This window comes from Brevibacterium sp. SIMBA_078 (assembly GCF_046534565.1).
GTDB lineage: Bacteria > Actinomycetota > Actinomycetes > Actinomycetales > Brevibacteriaceae > Brevibacterium.
Window position 1 is genome coordinate 703,131 of record NZ_JAWRYQ010000002.1, and the last position, 14,782, is coordinate 717,912.

The 14,782-nt window shown below is 64.5% G+C and carries 13 protein-coding genes; 3 read left to right on the forward strand and 10 right to left on the reverse strand.

Annotated features, from left to right (window positions below):
• Positions 1–7: 7 nt before the first annotated feature.
• The gene (locus SB749_RS11555) at positions 8–535 is read right to left on the reverse strand and encodes a DUF501 domain-containing protein (protein ID WP_410710461.1); all 528 of its coding nucleotides are present in this window, start codon (positions 533–535) and stop codon (positions 8–10) included.
• Positions 535–1,029 carry a septum formation initiator family protein gene (locus SB749_RS11560; protein WP_410710462.1) on the reverse strand — a complete coding sequence of 165 codons (495 nt, stop codon included), beginning with the start codon at positions 1,027–1,029 and terminating at the stop codon, positions 535–537. The genes SB749_RS11555 and SB749_RS11560 overlap by 1 nt, the downstream gene beginning before the upstream one ends.
• A 512-nt stretch (positions 1,030–1,541) precedes the next feature.
• Between SB749_RS11560 and SB749_RS11565 the strand changes: the two genes are divergently transcribed.
• Positions 1,542–2,549 carry a DUF559 domain-containing protein gene (locus SB749_RS11565; protein ID WP_410710463.1) on the forward strand — a complete coding sequence of 336 codons (1,008 nt, stop codon included), beginning with the start codon at positions 1,542–1,544 and terminating at the stop codon, positions 2,547–2,549.
• Between the two features lie 487 nt (positions 2,550–3,036).
• Here SB749_RS11565 and eno read toward each other — a convergent pair whose 3' ends face one another.
• The 5 genes from eno to mfd form a co-directional block, all read right to left on the reverse strand.
• Entirely contained in the window at positions 3,037–4,317 is a 1,281-nt protein-coding gene (gene eno / locus SB749_RS11570; RefSeq protein WP_264801084.1) for a phosphopyruvate hydratase, read from the reverse strand.
• Between the two features lie 76 nt (positions 4,318–4,393).
• Positions 4,394–5,236, reverse strand: a complete 843-nt coding sequence (locus SB749_RS11575) for a tyrosine-protein phosphatase (protein WP_410710464.1) — start codon at positions 5,234–5,236, stop codon at positions 4,394–4,396.
• Positions 5,233–5,733 (reverse strand): MazG nucleotide pyrophosphohydrolase domain-containing protein, encoded by a 501-nt coding sequence (locus SB749_RS11580; protein ID WP_410710465.1) that lies wholly within the window; start codon positions 5,731–5,733, stop codon positions 5,233–5,235. Before SB749_RS11580 ends, SB749_RS11575 begins: the two co-directional genes overlap by 4 nt.
• 61 nt (positions 5,734–5,794) lie before the next feature.
• Positions 5,795–5,989, reverse strand: coding sequence for a CsbD family protein (locus SB749_RS11585; RefSeq protein WP_410710466.1), 195 nt, complete (start codon positions 5,987–5,989; stop codon positions 5,795–5,797).
• A gap of 120 nt (positions 5,990–6,109) precedes the next feature.
• The gene (gene mfd, locus SB749_RS11590; protein WP_410710467.1) at positions 6,110–9,712 is read right to left on the reverse strand and encodes a transcription-repair coupling factor; all 3,603 of its coding nucleotides are present in this window, start codon (positions 9,710–9,712) and stop codon (positions 6,110–6,112) included.
• A 98-nt stretch (positions 9,713–9,810) separates the two neighbouring features.
• Between mfd and SB749_RS11595 the strand changes: the two genes are divergently transcribed.
• Together SB749_RS11595 and SB749_RS11600 are read left to right on the forward strand one after the other, a co-directional pair.
• Positions 9,811–11,289, forward strand: a complete 1,479-nt coding sequence (locus tag SB749_RS11595; protein ID WP_410710468.1) for an arylsulfotransferase family protein — start codon at positions 9,811–9,813, stop codon at positions 11,287–11,289.
• Positions 11,290–11,404: 115 nt separating this feature from the next.
• Entirely contained in the window at positions 11,405–12,121 is a 717-nt protein-coding gene (locus SB749_RS11600) for a rhomboid family intramembrane serine protease (RefSeq protein WP_410710469.1), read from the forward strand.
• 25 nt (positions 12,122–12,146) lie between these two features.
• On the opposite strand, the gene pth is transcribed toward SB749_RS11600, so the two are convergent.
• The 3 genes from pth to SB749_RS11615 form a co-directional block, all read right to left on the reverse strand.
• Positions 12,147–12,746, reverse strand: coding sequence for an aminoacyl-tRNA hydrolase (gene pth, locus SB749_RS11605; RefSeq protein ID WP_410710470.1), 600 nt, complete (start codon positions 12,744–12,746; stop codon positions 12,147–12,149).
• Between the two features lie 188 nt (positions 12,747–12,934).
• Positions 12,935–13,579: a 50S ribosomal protein L25/general stress protein Ctc gene (locus SB749_RS11610; RefSeq protein ID WP_410710471.1), complete on the reverse strand. Its 645-nt coding sequence runs from the start codon at positions 13,577–13,579 to the stop codon at positions 12,935–12,937.
• A 148-nt stretch (positions 13,580–13,727) separates the two neighbouring features.
• Positions 13,728–14,744 (reverse strand): alpha/beta fold hydrolase, encoded by a 1,017-nt coding sequence (locus SB749_RS11615; RefSeq protein WP_410710472.1) that lies wholly within the window; start codon positions 14,742–14,744, stop codon positions 13,728–13,730.
• Between the last annotated feature and the right edge of the window lie 38 nt (positions 14,745–14,782).

A 14,782-nucleotide genomic window follows, 5' to 3' on the forward strand; every position in this document is an offset into this window, starting at 1 on the left:
GCAGGTCCTAGTCGGTGGATTCGGTGGTGGCAGCGGTCTCGGCCAGCGGCGGCACATCGTTCATGAACGACAGTGCGCGGTCGCCGATCGGGTTGACGCCGAGCCCGGCGGACAGCGAGTGGCCAACGAGGGCGTGGAGGCATTTGACCCGGTTCGGCATTCCGCCCGCGGAGTAGTCCTTGATCTCTTCGACTTCCGCCAGGCCCGCTGCAGAACCGATCTCAGAGCGGACGTCGAGGTAGGCCCGGTGCGCGGCGGCGTAGGCGGCGGCGAGCTCGTCGTCTTCGCCGATCTCCGTGGTCCATTCGGCCATGATCCCCGAGGCTTCCAGCCGCGAGCATTCGGCCACATAGGCGGGGTGGGTGAGGTAGAAGGTCGTCGGGAACGGTGTGCCGTCCTCGAGGCGCGGAGCCGTGGCGACGACGAGAGGCTCACCGGATGCGCTGCGGGCGGCGATGCCGACCACGCCTCGGGGAATGCGTCCGAGTTGGTCTTGGAGGACAGCGAAATCCGCCTCGGTGCACTCTGTGATCATCAGCTCTTCTCCACGGTGTTGCCGGTCTCCTGAATGGACTCCAGCAACTCAAGGTACCAGGCCTGCTTGCGAACCGGCCGTTCGGGCTCGGATTCCTCGTCGACGGCCTCTTGATTCGTGACGATGACCGCGTTCTTGCCCTTTTCCACGTAGTACTGGTCTTCGCGGGCCTTGCGCTTGATGTAGGCGGGGTCTCTGAGGTTCTCGTTCTTCTCTTCGAGGCTCTTGACCTCGGCTTTCGTCGTCTCGATCTCGTTATTCAATGCCGCGATCTGCTGGGCCTGCTTGAGCGCGGAGTTCAGGGGCGAGAGGAATGCGAGGAGGACGGCTGCGACGACAAGAAGGAAGATGCCCGTGCGCACCGACATGCGGCGGCCGCGCGCCTCGGCGTCCATGCCGGCATCGGCTTCGATGACCGGTTTCGGGCGTCGACGAGGGGTGGCTTTGCCAGGAGCCGATTTCGGGGCACTTCGTCTGGGCTTGCTCGGGACCATGCTTCTTTCCTCTGCGACTGGGGATCAGGGAAGAGTGTCGCAACATCTCCAAGTGTGCCGTGTCCGCATTCCCTGCGCGAGGATTTCGGACACGTGGCGTGTTCGATTCTCACGTATCTTCGATCACGTCTCACGTTCTTCCCGACTGCCGCAGCGCATCCCTCACCTTCACCGCTGAATCCTCACGACAGTCGCTTCTCCTACACCTGCTGACGCATCTCTCACCCTCGCCGCCCCCAGGCATCTCTCACCTCTGCTGCTTCCCCCTCCCCGCAGTCCCAGCTCCTACACCCACGACGGCACCCCTCTCCCTTGGCAGCAAACCACCTCGCTCCTGCGGTGGGCTATGCGCCTCCGGGTGACGGATGCCCGCAGGTTGCCACCGGCGATCACCTGACCTGCGACCAGTTATCTCGCGAAAGCTCCGCCCGATCAGCGCTCCATCCACACAGTTATCCACAGACGTGCAATCATTCGTTGCCATTTGATGTGGTTTAATGCATTTTAGATGCATGTATAAACTATTGAGCACCGATGACATCCTTCGGCTCGGATTCAATCATGGCGACATCAGGCGCGCCCGCAGGTGCTGTCTGCGGCGGCTGTCACGGGGCACATATCTGGTCCGCCGTGTCTGCGAGCTGGACTTCCATCGCCCGCTCTGGGCGAGCATCGATGAGCAGATCCACCAGGTCTTCATCGAACATGGAGACATTCGGGACGAGGTCAACGATCTCAGCGCCTCGGTGATGGCTCACTTCACTCAACGTTCCGATCAGAGAACCGACGATGCGAAACCGAATCCACCGGCGGAGATCTTCTCGCACATATCCGCGGCCCTCATCCACAATCTGCCGATCTCCCACCCTGTCACTCACCAAGTCGAGGTCGTCCGGCCCGGCACCAACCGCAAGTTCAAGACCATCCACGTCCGCGGCAGCCGCATCCCGAAGAACCATCGCGCCACGATCGACGGGGCCGAGGTGACCACGCTCGAACGCACACTCATCGACGTCGCCCGCAGCTACAATCTCGACGTCTCCGTGCCGATGATCGATGATGCGCTGCACCGCGAACTGACAACCAGAGAGAAGATCCTCACGACGTTCGCCCAATGCTTGGAGAAGCGCAGTTCCGCGAAAGTGCGATTGGCCATCGATCTGGCTGATTCACGTCGCGAATCACCCGCCGAGGCGGTCGCCGCGGTGCGATTCTACGAACACAGGATCACGGGGCTGGAGCCGCAGGTCACGTTCCGGGCCGACAACTTGAACCGGAATATCCGTGTCGACTTCTGTCACCGTCGGGCTCGTCTCATCGTCGAGATCGACGGCATCGGCAAGCTCTATCTGGGCTCAGGTGTCCCCCGCGAGGAACTCGAACAGGAACGCCGCCGCGAGCAGTGGCTGCGCGACCAAGGTTGGCAGGTGATTCGGATCAGTTGGAAGGAACTGTTCGAAGAGGCGAAGTTCTATGACATCCTCCGCGTCATCCGCCGTACCCAGAACGCCACCGCCTGATTCCCGCCGCGGTCTTCTATGCCCTCAATGCATCGCCAACCGCAGGCACATCGTGCACCGTTGCTGTCACACACTCCCTTTGCGTCAGGCATTTGGGCGTAAAGGGCGCGTTGCGGAGAGTTTCATCCTGCACCGTTGCTGGCAATTCCTACAGGTGCTCGGCCGCCCCTCACCCGCAGTGACTCGTCAGAGTGGTGCACCGGTGCCATTTGCGAGGAACGCGTGACTTAGCCCCCAAGCGGCGGATATGAGACCACCGGTGACAGATGGTGGCGCGGAGAGCCGGGCCCTGCAGCGGAGAATCGTCGCAATGAGGAGACTTCGCGGTGAGAAGTGCAGCCCCGGATGGACGAAGACCCGACGGCGGGAAGACTCGAAGCGAGAAGCCTGGATGAGGGAACAGCCGAACCGGGAAACACCGAGGCGGGGCCGGGCGATCGTTGTGATCGCCCGGCCCCGCCTAGGGGAGTTCAGGACCCTGCTGGCCTCAGGCTTCGAAGCGCGGGAAGGCGCTGCGGCCCGCGTAGCGTGCGGCATCGCCGAGCTGCTCTTCGATGCGCAGCAACTGGTTGTACTTCGCCACGCGCTCCGAACGTGCCGGGGCACCGGCCTTGATCTGACCGGCATTGGTCGCCACGGCCAGGTCGGCGATGGTCGTGTCCTCGGTTTCGCCGGAACGGTGCGAGATCATCGTGGTGTAGCCGTTCGTCTGCGCCAGGGACACAGCGTCGAGAGTCTCGGTCAGGGTGCCGATCTGGTTGACCTTGACCAGCAGCGAGTTCGCCGTGGCGTTGTCGATTCCTCGCTGCAGACGCTCGGGGTTGGTCACGAACAGATCGTCGCCGACGAGCTGCACCTTCGAACCGATCGTCTCCGTCAGGGTCGCCCAGCCGTCCCAGTCGTTCTCATCGAGGGGGTCCTCGATCGACACGAGCGGGTACTTGGCCAGCAGCTCTTCGTAGTAGGCGGCCATCTCCTCGGCGGTCTTCTTGCTGCCTTCGAACTCGTAGGCTCCGTCGGTGTAGAACTCCGAGGACGCCACGTCGAGGGCGACGGCGATGTCGCGTCCGGGTCGGTGCCCGGCGATGTCGATGGCCTCGATGATGAGGTCGAGCGCCGCGGCGTTCGAGTCGAGGTTCGGAGCGAATCCGCCCTCATCGCCGAGTCCGGTCGAGAGTCCGCGTTCCTTGAGCACGCCCTTGAGCGCGTGGTAGACCTCGACGCTCCACTGCAGTGCTTCGTGGAAGCTGGCGGCGCCGATCGGGGCGATCATGAATTCCTGGATGTCGACGTTCGAGTCGGCATGGGATCCGCCGTTGAGGATGTTCATCATCGGCACGGGCATGACGTGCGCATTCGGTCCGCCGAGGTAGCGGTAGAGGGGCAGATCCGCCGAGACCGCTGCTGCGCGGGCCACGGCCAGCGAGGTGCCGAGCATCGCGTTCGCGCCGATGCGGGACTTGTTGTCGGTGCCGTCGAGTTCGATGAGCGCCTGGTCGACGAGACGCTGATCGTCGCTTTCGAGCCCGACGATGACTTCGTGGATTTCGTCGACGACAGCGTCGACAGCCTGGGTGACGCCTTTGCCCAGGTAGCGCTCGGGATCTCCGTCGCGCAGCTCCACGGCTTCGAATTCTCCGGTGGAGGCACCGGAGGGAACGCCGGCGCGACCGACGGACTCATCGGCCAACAGCACTTCCACCTCGACGGTGGGATTTCCCCGGGAATCCAGGATTTCACGGGCATTTGCGGCAACGATCTCGGCCACTGAGTACTCCTTAGCGTTTGGTTTCACATGGGGAACATGTGCCTGCAGGACAGCTTAATGCACCGCGCGCCCAGGCTCACCCTCGGTCCGAGCCCCGGTTGGACTCGGATTCGAGCAGGCATTGCCGCAGTCGCTCGGGCGTCGCCGGGTCCATCCCGTGCGCGAGCAGATAGGCCTCCACTCCCCCTGGCTGTCCCCCGACCTTCGCCGAGGCGGTCCCGTGCTCGGCCTCGATCCGATCGAGGACCTCGTGCATGAGTGCGGGAGGAGCAGCGGTGGCGGTCGCGGCGAGGTTGCCGGAGATCCCGGCATCGGAGAAGTTCCTGGTGATCGCCTCGAGGAAACCCCCGGACAGGTGGGTGGAAGTGATCGCATATTCGTCGACGATCTCCTGTCGGCCCACGCCGAGGAGGTCGAGCAGGAACGCTCCGATCACTCCGGTGCGATCCTTCCCGGCAGAGCAGTGGAACACCACGCCCTCGCTGCAGTGATCGGCGATCAGGTCGACGGCGGCGGCCAGCCGGTGGCCGAAGTGCGTGATCATGAGGTCGTAGATGCGGCTGAGGCTCCGGTCACTGAGATCCATTCCTGTCGCCTCGGCGGCGGCCTTCATCTCTTCCCTGCTCAATGGTCTGCTGGGGAAGAAATGGTCGTCGAAGACGGGCAGCTCGATATGTCGGATGTCGAGGCCGTCGAGCGCATCGGGCAGCTTCGCCCTCTCGCCGATATCGCGCAGATCGATGACCGTGCCGATGCCGAGTTCGCCGATTTCGGCACGCGCCCGATCGCTCAGGTGCGCCAGACCGTCGGCGCGGAACACCTTCCCGGATCGCACTCGGCTCTCCCCCGCCTCGGTGGCGGGCCCGCCGAGGTCACGGAAGTTGAACGTGCCTTCGATCTCGAGCCTCTCCAGACTCATCGGGTTCCATCCTCGCCCCGCACCGCGGCCTTCTCTTCTGCTTTGATCCGTCGGTATTCGCGTTCGACGTCTTCCAGAGATGCCATCTCCTCCCCGGGATCGTCGGTGAAGGCCAGGGGGTGACGGCGGATGAGCTTGGCCTCGAGGCCATCGATGATGGCGCCGAGGCTGTGGCCGTAGGCTTGCCCGCTGCTTTCATCAAGCAGGGCGGAGTGGAAGAGCACTTGGTAGAACACGTCGCCGAGCTCTTCGACGACGGCCGCCCGGTTCTCAGCACTGGGTTCTGAGGTGAAATCCTCGAGGGCGACGATGAGTTCGTCGGTCTCTTCCCGTGCGTATTTCTCGAGGCTCTGATGATCTTGCCGGCTCGACCAGGGGCAGCGTCGCCGCAGAGTCGCCATGGCTTCGATCACCGGCTGCAGTTCTGGTGCGGCCTGGCCCGCGCCCGGTCCGACTGCACCCTGGTCGACCGACTCCTGCCCGTCACGATCCCCCACGAATCACCCTCCTGTCGGCACGAAAGACCCTCACCACAAGCGGTGAGGGCCGATTCGTCGATCACTTCGAGAATTTGTCCTTGACCGATGCGCCGAAGTCTTTGACCGACTCGCCGACATCCTTGGCCTTGGCCTTGAGCTGATCGGTGGCGCCTTGGGCCTTGAGCTCGTCGTCACCGGTCACATCGCCGATGGTCTCCTTGGCCCGACCGCCGAGGTCCTCGGCCTTGTTCTCGAACTTGTCGTCAACACCCATGGTGATTCTCCTTCGCAGACGGCTGAGCGAAATGCACTTGCTGCGGATGCCTCCGCGCTTCGCACTCTACGCCACAGTCTCGGCTCGTGGGCCGGTCGGCGAAGAACAGTCGGAGAGTTCTCAACCGTTCTTCTCGACACCGGCTTCCTTGACCTCGGTGGCTTCGGACGCGACAACAGGCAGGATGGCGTCGAGGAACTGATGTGCCCACCGCAGGATGTCCGAATCGGTCATCTCCTTGGAGTCGAATCCGGTGCCCGCCATCGGTTTCGGGACGAGGACCGAGCGCAGTGCCGGTTTGAGCAGAGACTTCGGATACAGACGCTTGAGCCTGACCACCTGGGAGTCGGAGAGTTCGACGGGTCCGAAGCGGATGAAGTTGCCCTGCATGACGATGTCGTTGACCCCGGAGGCACGGGCGCGGATGCGCAGCCTGGCGACATCGGCGAGGACACCGACGGGTTCCGGATAGGGGCCGTAGCGGTCGATGAGTTCGTCGAGGACTTCCTGCAGCTGTGCTTCGTCGGTCGCCGCGGCCAGCTTTCGGTAGGCCTCGAGACGCAGTCGTTCGTGGTCGACATAGTCGGCCGGCAGGTGAGCATCGACGGGCAGTTCGATGCGCATGTCAGCCTCGGGTTCGGTCTCCTCGCCGCGGAACTTCGCCACGGCTTCACCGACGAGTCGGACATAGAGGTCGAAGCCGACGCCTTCGATATGGCCGGACTGCTGACCGCCGAGCAGATTGCCGGCCCCGCGGATCTCGAGGTCCTTCATCGCCACCTGCATTCCGGCACCCAGTTCGGTATGCGCGGCCAGGGTCGTCAGACGGTCGTGTGCGGTCTCGGTCAGCTGAGTGTCCGGCGGGTAGAGGAAGTAGGCGTAGGCGCGTTCGCGTCCACGTCCCACGCGTCCGCGCAGCTGATGCAGCTGGGAGAGCCCGTATTTGTCGGCGTTGTCGATGATCAGCGTGTTCGCATTGGCGATGTCGATTCCTGTTTCGACGATCGTCGTGCACACGAGCACGTCGTACTTCTTCTCCCAGAAGTCGACGATGACCTGTTCGAGTCGGGTCTCGTTCATCTTTCCGTGGGCGATGGCGATTCGCGCCTCGGGCACCATTTCGGCGATGTGTCCGGCGACGGCTTCGATATCGCGGACCCTGTTGTGGATGTAGAAGACCTGGCCTTCGCGCATGAGCTCGCGTCGGATCGCGGCCCTGATCTGCTTGTCTTCGCGTTTGCCGACATAGGTCAGCACCGGGTGCCGCTCCTCCGGCGGTGTGGCCAGGGTCGACATCTCACGGATGCCGGTCACCGCCATCTCCAGGGTGCGCGGGATCGGGGTCGCCGACATGGCGAGGACGTCGACGTTCGTCCGCAGTGCCTTGAGCGTCTCCTTGTGTTCGACGCCGAAGCGCTGCTCCTCGTCGATGATGACGAGTCCGAGTTCCTTGAAACGCACTTCGCCGCTGAGCAGTCGGTGGGTGCCGATGACGAGGTCGAGTTTGCCGGCGGCCAGATCCTCCTTGACCTTCTCCGATTCCTGCTTGGTCTGGAACCGGGAGAGGGCGCCGATGGTGACGGGGAATCCCGAGTAGCGTTCGGCGAAGGTCTCATAGTGCTGTTGGACGAGCAGAGTGGTCGGCACGAGCACGGCGACCTGTTTGCCGTCCTGGATCGCCTTGAATGCGGCACGGACCGCGATCTCCGTCTTCCCGTAGCCCACGTCGCCGCAGATCAGACGGTCCATCGGCACGGTCTTCTCCATGTCCGACTTGACCTCGTCGATGGTGGTCAGCTGATCGGCGGTCTCGACATAGTGGAAGGCGTCTTCGAGTTCGCGCTGCCAGGGGGTGTCCGGTCCGTAGGCGTGGCCGACGGTGGCCTGACGGGCCGAATACAGTCGGATGAGTTCCCCGGCGATCTCCTTGACGGCCTTGCGGGCCTTCGCCTTCGTCGTCTGCCAGTCGGCGCCGCCCATCTTGTTGAGGTTCGGGCTCTCCCCGCCGACATAGCGGGTGACCTGGTCGAGAGCATCGCTGGGAACGTAGAGGCGGTCACCGGGCTGTCCGCGTTTGGCGGGCGCGTATTCGATGATGAGGTATTCGCGGGTGTGCTTGTTCGCACCTCGCCCTGTGGTCCGCTGGGTCATTTCGACGAATCGTCCGACGCCGTGCTGGTCGTGGACGACGTAGTCGCCGGGAGCCAGGTTGAGCGGGTCCACCTGGTTGCGTCGACGACGGGTAGGCAGCTTGCGCATATCCCGCGTCGAGGTGGCCGCAGCCCGACCGAGCACATCCGCCTCGGTGAGCACGGCGAGTTTGAGATCGTCGAAGACGAAGCCGCCGAAGGACGCGGCCGTCGTCACGGTCACCAGGGCTTCGGGCAGATCGGTCGGGTCGTCGACGAAGGAGGCGGGCACTCCGGCTTCGGAGAACACCTCGACCATGCGTCGGCCCGGGCCCTGGCCTTCGGTGAGCACGAGGATGCGCCACTTGTCGTGGATGAGTGCCTTGACGTCGGCGAGGATCGCCTCGACGTCTCCGGCATAGCCCTTCGGGATGCGGGCAGGGACGGAGAAGATGTTCTCCTCGGGACCGGCGAGCTCCTCGTCGGTGGCGAATCCGCCGATCTCCCACCAGGCCAGGCCGATGAGACGAGCGCCTTCGGCCATCTCGGCCACGGTGCGGAAGCTGGCGGCAGACAGGTCGATCGGGGTCTCTCCCCCGCCGGCTGCTCCGGTCCAGGCGGCCTCGAGGAATTCGTTCGTCGTCTCCACGAGGTCCGCGGCACGGGCGTCGACGCGTTCGGGTTCGGTGATGATGATCTTCGATCCGGCCGGCAGCAGAGCGATCATCGGCTCCATTCCGTCGGCGAGGACGGCGGAGAGCGATTCCATCCCTTCGACGGCGACTCCGCCGGCGATCTTGTCGAGCATATCTGCGGCGCTGGGCACATCCTCGGCGAGTTCCGCGGCCCGCTTCCGCACCGAATCGGTCAGGAGCAGCTCCCGGCACGGCGGTGCCGACAGTCGCAGGGGTTCGTCACCGTCGTCGGTGGGGATGGAGCGTTGGTCGCTGACGGAGAATTCGCGGATCTCGTCGACCTCATCGCCGAAGAACTCCACACGCAGCGCTCGCTCCGAGGTGGCCGGGAAGATATCGACGATTCCGCCGCGCACAGCGAATTCGCCGCGTCTGGAGACCATGTCGACTCGGGAGTAGGCGAGTTCGGTGAGTCGTTCGGCGAGGTCGTCGATCTCGTATTCGTCGCCGACGGCGAGCTCGACCGGTTCGATGTCGCCGAGCCCCTTGGCCAGGGGCTGGAGGAAGGCGCGCACGGGCGCGATGATGAAGGTCAGTTCCCGGCCGGGAGTGGGGTGGGCGAGGCGACGCAGCACCTCGAGACGCTGGCCGACGGTGTCCGACCGCGGCGACAGCTTCTCGTGCGGCAGGGTCTCCCAGCTGGGGAAGATCGCGATCGACGCCGACGGCACCCAGTCGGCCAGCGCCTGAGCGAGGTCTTCGGCCTCACGTGTCGTGGCGGTGACGATGAGCTGAGGCGCCGAGGCGGCACCATCGGTGGTGACAGTGCGGCGCAGGATCGACGGCCACAGTCCCTTGATCGCATCGATCGTGCCACCGTCGGTGTTCGCGTCGTTGAAGGCCGCGACGAGTTCGGTGATGGTGGGATTCCGGCGGGTGAGATCGAGTCCGTTGAGCACCCGAACAGTCTAGGCCACGCGGCTGACACGACCCATTCGGTGCTCGGTTCCGATGAGCCAGAGGAGCACGGGAGTCGAAAACGTGTGAGGATGAGCATATGGCCATGAAGAGAACCGTCCTTGCAGGTTTGGCTGCGGCGACGCTCCTGCTCGCAGGGTGCACGGCCGATGCCGATGACGACATCGCAGTCGCCGAACGGTGGGACTTCCATTCCCGCCCCGAACTCGCCCCGCCGAAGGTCGATATCGACTCCGGGGCCTTCCCCGACGACAACGGCGACCTGGAGACCTTCCTCGCCCCGAAGGGACAGACGCAGACCGACGACAAGTCCTGGGTGGGCGGCCTCATCCTCGACTCCGCTGGGGACCCGGTGTGGATCAGAGACGACGCCGAGGCTCTGTGGGACCTGCGCGTCCAGGAATATCAGGGGAAACCGGTGCTCACCTGGTGGGAGGGACTGGCCGAGACCCCGCACACCGCCGGTGAGGTCGTCGTCCTCGACTCCTCGTACCAGGAGATCGCCCGCGTGGGCATGGGCGGGGAGCTCCCCAAGGACACCTCCGACCTGCACGAGACGACGATCACCGCCGATGACACCATGTTCCTCATCTCCTATGTGAAGACGCAGACGGATCTCAGCTCAGTCGGCGGAGACGAGGACGGCTGGGCCTGGGAGGGCATCGTCCAGGAAGTCGACATCGCAACCGGTGATCCCCTGTTCGAATGGCACTCCCTCGACGCCGTGCCCATCGACCAGACCGAGACGGAGCTCAAGGAGGGTGAGGGCACGAAGGACGAGCCCTTCGACTACATCCACCTCAACTCCGTGTCCGAGGACGACGACGGCAGGGCCCTCCTCGTCTCGGCGCGCAATACCCATGCGGTGTACCAGCTCGACCGGAAGAGTGCCGATCTCAATTGGGTCCTCGGCGGCAAGGCCTCGGACTTCGAGATGGGCGAGGGCGCACAGTTCGCCTGGCAGCACGATGCCCAGCGCCGCTCCGATGGCACGCTGACCCTGTTCGACAATCATGCGGCGCCTCGACTCGGTGACACCCGCGGTCTGCGCCTCGACGTCGATGAGAAGAAGAAACGCGCCGAGGTGGTCACGGAGTATCCCGCCCCCGACGACCGTTCGTCGGGCAGTCAGGGCAACTTCCAGGAGCTGCCCAACGGCAACGTCGTCCTCGGCTGGGGTTCGGAGCCCTACGTCTCCGAGTTCTCCAAGGACGGGAAGCTGCTCGCCGACCTCACCTTCACCGGCGGCTCGAACTACCGGGCCTATCGCTTCGACTGGCATGCCCAGCCGACCGCTCCCCCGACCGCCACGAAGTCGCAGCCGCAGGCCGACATCACTCGGGTGCACATGAGTTGGAACGGTGCCACCGAGGTGGCTTCATGGAGGGTGCTCAGCGGTGACGACGAGGAGCACCTCGTCGAGAACACCGAGGTCGAGCGCACCGGCTTCGAGACGGCGGCGGACATCACCCCGAACGGTTCGACGATCGTCGTCGAAGCTCTCGACGCCGACGGCAAGTCACTCGGGTCGACCAGAGCGGAATCCCAAAGCAAGTAGTTCGGTCCCGGCGCAGAATATTTCGAGGCGATGACGGGGCTAACGGAACGATCACGATTGTTCTGGGGCCCCGGATGTTCGGGGTTCTCCAATCTTCATCGCCCACAATTGGAGCATGACCGACCACTCCCCCCGTTTCTCCGCCGAGGAATCCCGACTCCTCTTCGGCCCCGACTCCACCGACTCCGGATCTCCCCGCTCCGGCCGTTCCGCGAATCCCCCGGTTGCACACCTGAACACCACCGTCGACCGGCCGCATCTGCTCTCCCGGTTCGCTCCGGTGCTGATCGTCCTGGCCGTCATGTGGGTCATCGAGATCGTCGATACGATCCTCCCGGTCGACCTCGACGTCTTCAGTCTGCAGTCATGGAATCCGCTCTCGCTCTACGGCCTTGTCACCTCGCCGCTGCTGCATTCGGGATTCGGCCATCTCCTGGCCAATACCTTCCCATTCCTCGTCCTCGGCATCGTCATTGCCTTCGAAGGCAAGCGGCGTTTCTGGACAGTCACGGGCATCACCGCGCTGAGCTCCGGGTTCGGGGCGTGGCTGACCACACTGCCAGGCCAGCACATCGTCGGTGCGTCGGGCATCGTCTTCGGATTCTTCGGCTACCTCGCGCTGCGCACCTGGTTCACCGATGACCTGCTGCGCAAGATCATCTACTTCGCCATCGGTTTGTTCATCTTCGTCACCTACGGAGCATCGATGATCTTCGGCATGCTGCCGCAGACCAATGACATCTCCTGGCAGGGCCACCTGTTCGGATTCGCCGGCGGCATCTTCGCCGCATGGTGGCTGCACCGCCGCCCGGAGACACAGAAGTCCGCCTGAGTCCCGGGCAGCGCCCGCTGCCTGATCAGCGGGAGTGGAACTTCTGCTGCATATCGGTGAGCCCCTTGGCGATGAGCTCTTCGACGGCATCGGCGAGGTCGGAGACGAACATCGGCAGCGTCGTGCGTTCGTCCTTCGAGAACGGGCGCAGCACATAATCGGCGGTGTCCTGTCTCCCCGGAGGGCGTCCGACTCCCGCTCGCACCCGCAGATAGTCCTTCGTCCCCAGCACCGAGGTCATCGAACGCAGACCGTTGTGCCCGCCCTCTCCCCCGCCGAGCTTGGCTTTGATGGCGTCGAAGGGGATATCGACATCGTCGTGGACGGCGATGATCCGGTCGGTGGCGATTCCGTAGAAGTCGGCCAGCGCGCGCACCGGTCCGCCGGATTCGTTCATATATCCCGTCGAGGTGGCCAACACCACCCGCGGACCGGGCAGTCCCGGGACGCTGCCACCAGACAGCCGCCCGGTGCCGACGTTCGCGCGCAGCTTCGTCCGCGTCAGCGTGGTTCCGATGCGGGAGGCGAGTTCGGCGACGACCATCTGTCCGATGTTGTGCCGTGTCGTTTCGTACTTGGGTCCGGGATTGCCCAGTCCGAAGACCAACCATGCTTCGTTCGACATTGCCGTCCTTGTCCGTCCTGTCCTTGCCCGCTGACCGGGTGGTGAAGTTTCTGCTCGCCGCCGGGCGAGACACGTGCCGGGTTCTCGCTTGAGAAACGCATTCGGTGGGCCGCCCTACAGGCGACCCACCGAACAGCGTAGTCAGTCAGTGCTCCTCACGGCACGTTGAGTGCCGTCAGGAGAGAAGATCACTCCTCCTCGGAAGCCTCTTCCTCACCGGACTCCTCAGCGGCCTCTTCCTCGGTCGACTCTTCAGCAGTCTCTTCCTCGGCGTCGGACTCGGTGTCCATCTCGATCTCTTCGGAGACGTTGACGATGAGCTGCTCTTCGTCGGCGATGAGCTCGACGCCTGCAGGCAGTTCGACCTGACCGGCCAGGACGTGTTCGCCGGCGGGACGGCCTTCGATGGAGACCTCGATGAGCTCGGGCAGCTTGGTCGCATCGGCCTTGACGGCGATGGTCGACTCTTCCTGCGACACCATGGTGCCGGGTGCGGCTTCACCGATGACGTGGACGGGAACGTCGACCTCGATCTTCTCGCCGCGCTTGACGATGATGAGGTCGAGGTGCTCGATATCACGACGGACGGGCTCGATCTGGACGTCGCGCGCAATGGCGAGGACGTTCTTCGATCCGTCGGTGCTTTCGATCTCGAGCAGCGCGTTGGCGTGCTTGAGAGCCAGCATAGTGGCGTGGCCCTCGAGGGACACGTGCACGGGGTCTCCGCCGTGGCCGTAGATGACAGCGGGGATGCGTCCCGCGCGGCGGATGCGGCGCGCTGCGCCCTTGCCGAACTCGTTGCGAGCTTCGGCCAGAAGTTTGAAGTCAGCCATTTTCTCTCCTTCGTGGTGAACTTACCTTCGAGCACCACGGCGAAACAGCCTGAGCACCCACGCGAATCACGAACCCTCTGGGTTCGTTTCGTGGGGCAGGACCGCGTCGATCACGGAGACATCAGTCTCCCTCGCCGAGGCAACCCGACTATTCTACGGCACCGTCCGTTTCGGCACCAATCCGAGAGGTCACGGCAGCAGCGCACGCATCGATTCCGGTTTCGGTGAGGAGGATGTCGTAGTGGTTCGTCCCCTGCACATCGACGATGTCCATCTGCGGCCATTGCCGAGCGAAGTCGCTGGTCGTCTCCGGCGGGTACAGGCCCGGTTCGGCGGCGACGAGGTCGCGCTCGGCGAAGAGGAAGACCACTTCGGACTGGGAATCGTCACTGCCCATGATCGTCTCCAGGGCATCACGGTAGGCGGAGCCGGTGTACATGTCGGCCGAATCGGCCTGCATCGCCTCCACCGACGTCGACGGTTGGAACGAATGGTCGTCCTTGGCCGCCAGATCGTAGACGAAGCTCTCGGTCGCCACGGTGTCGAGGCCGTCGACGAAAGCGGGGTGAGCGGCGAAGAACGCCAAGTACTCCTCGACGCTGCCGAAGGTCATCGACAGCCGCTCGGCGGCCGGGCCCAGGACGGCGGCGATGAGATCATCGGTGTCGAGGTCCTCATCGTTGAGGTCATCGACGGGGCCGTCTCCGTGGGGCTGCCCCACGGGCAGGGGAAGTCCCCCGTCGATGAGGACGGGTCCGCGGAAACGGCGGGCCGCCTCGGCGCCGGTGTCGACGTTCTGCTCATCCGACATTCCGGCCAGGGTCATGGCGACGAACCCGCCCATGGAATGCCCGACCAGGGTGACCGGGCCCTCCGGGGCGAAGGCATCGAGAACGGCGGTGACATCCTGGGCGTGGGCGGCCATCCCGAACGGGCCGGGCAGGGTGCGTGAGTCGGCTCGTCCGCGCAGGTCGGGCCCGATGACGCGGACGCCGGGCAGGGCGGAGACGAGGCCCGCGAAGAACAGGTGGTTGGAGGTGATGCCGTGGATGACGCACACGGTGGGCACACGCCCGGGGCCGCTCGCCACCGGCTCCCACACTCCCACGGACAGCTGTCCGCCGGGGACGTCCACGCGGTACCGGTTGTAATCGTGTGAGGACATCGTCCCTGATCCCTTCGCCGAAGTCTTGCCTCCAGTGT

What these genes read in the sequence shown, in the direction of transcription:
- SB749_RS11595 (WP_410710468.1), top strand. Translation starts at nt 9,811, where the DNA reads ATGGCCATGAAGAGAACCGTCCTTGCAGGTTTGGCTGCGGCGACGCTC.
- SB749_RS11615 (WP_410710472.1), bottom strand. Translation starts at nt 14,744, where the DNA reads ATGTCCTCACACGATTACAACCGGTACCGCGTGGACGTCCCCGGCGGA.
- SB749_RS11560 (WP_410710462.1), bottom strand. Translation starts at nt 1,029, where the DNA reads ATGGTCCCGAGCAAGCCCAGACGAAGTGCCCCGAAATCGGCTCCTGGC.
- SB749_RS11585 (WP_410710466.1), bottom strand. Translation starts at nt 5,989, where the DNA reads ATGGGTGTTGACGACAAGTTCGAGAACAAGGCCGAGGACCTCGGCGGT.
- SB749_RS11575 (WP_410710464.1), bottom strand. Translation starts at nt 5,236, where the DNA reads ATGAGTCTGGAGAGGCTCGAGATCGAAGGCACGTTCAACTTCCGTGAC.
- pth (WP_410710470.1), bottom strand. Translation starts at nt 12,746, where the DNA reads ATGTCGAACGAAGCATGGTTGGTCTTCGGACTGGGCAATCCCGGACCC.
- SB749_RS11610 (WP_410710471.1), bottom strand. Translation starts at nt 13,579, where the DNA reads ATGGCTGACTTCAAACTTCTGGCCGAAGCTCGCAACGAGTTCGGCAAG.
- SB749_RS11600 (WP_410710469.1), top strand. Translation starts at nt 11,405, where the DNA reads ATGACCGACCACTCCCCCCGTTTCTCCGCCGAGGAATCCCGACTCCTC.
- SB749_RS11565 (WP_410710463.1), top strand. Translation starts at nt 1,542, where the DNA reads ATGTATAAACTATTGAGCACCGATGACATCCTTCGGCTCGGATTCAAT.
- SB749_RS11555 (WP_410710461.1), bottom strand. Translation starts at nt 535, where the DNA reads ATGATCACAGAGTGCACCGAGGCGGATTTCGCTGTCCTCCAAGACCAA.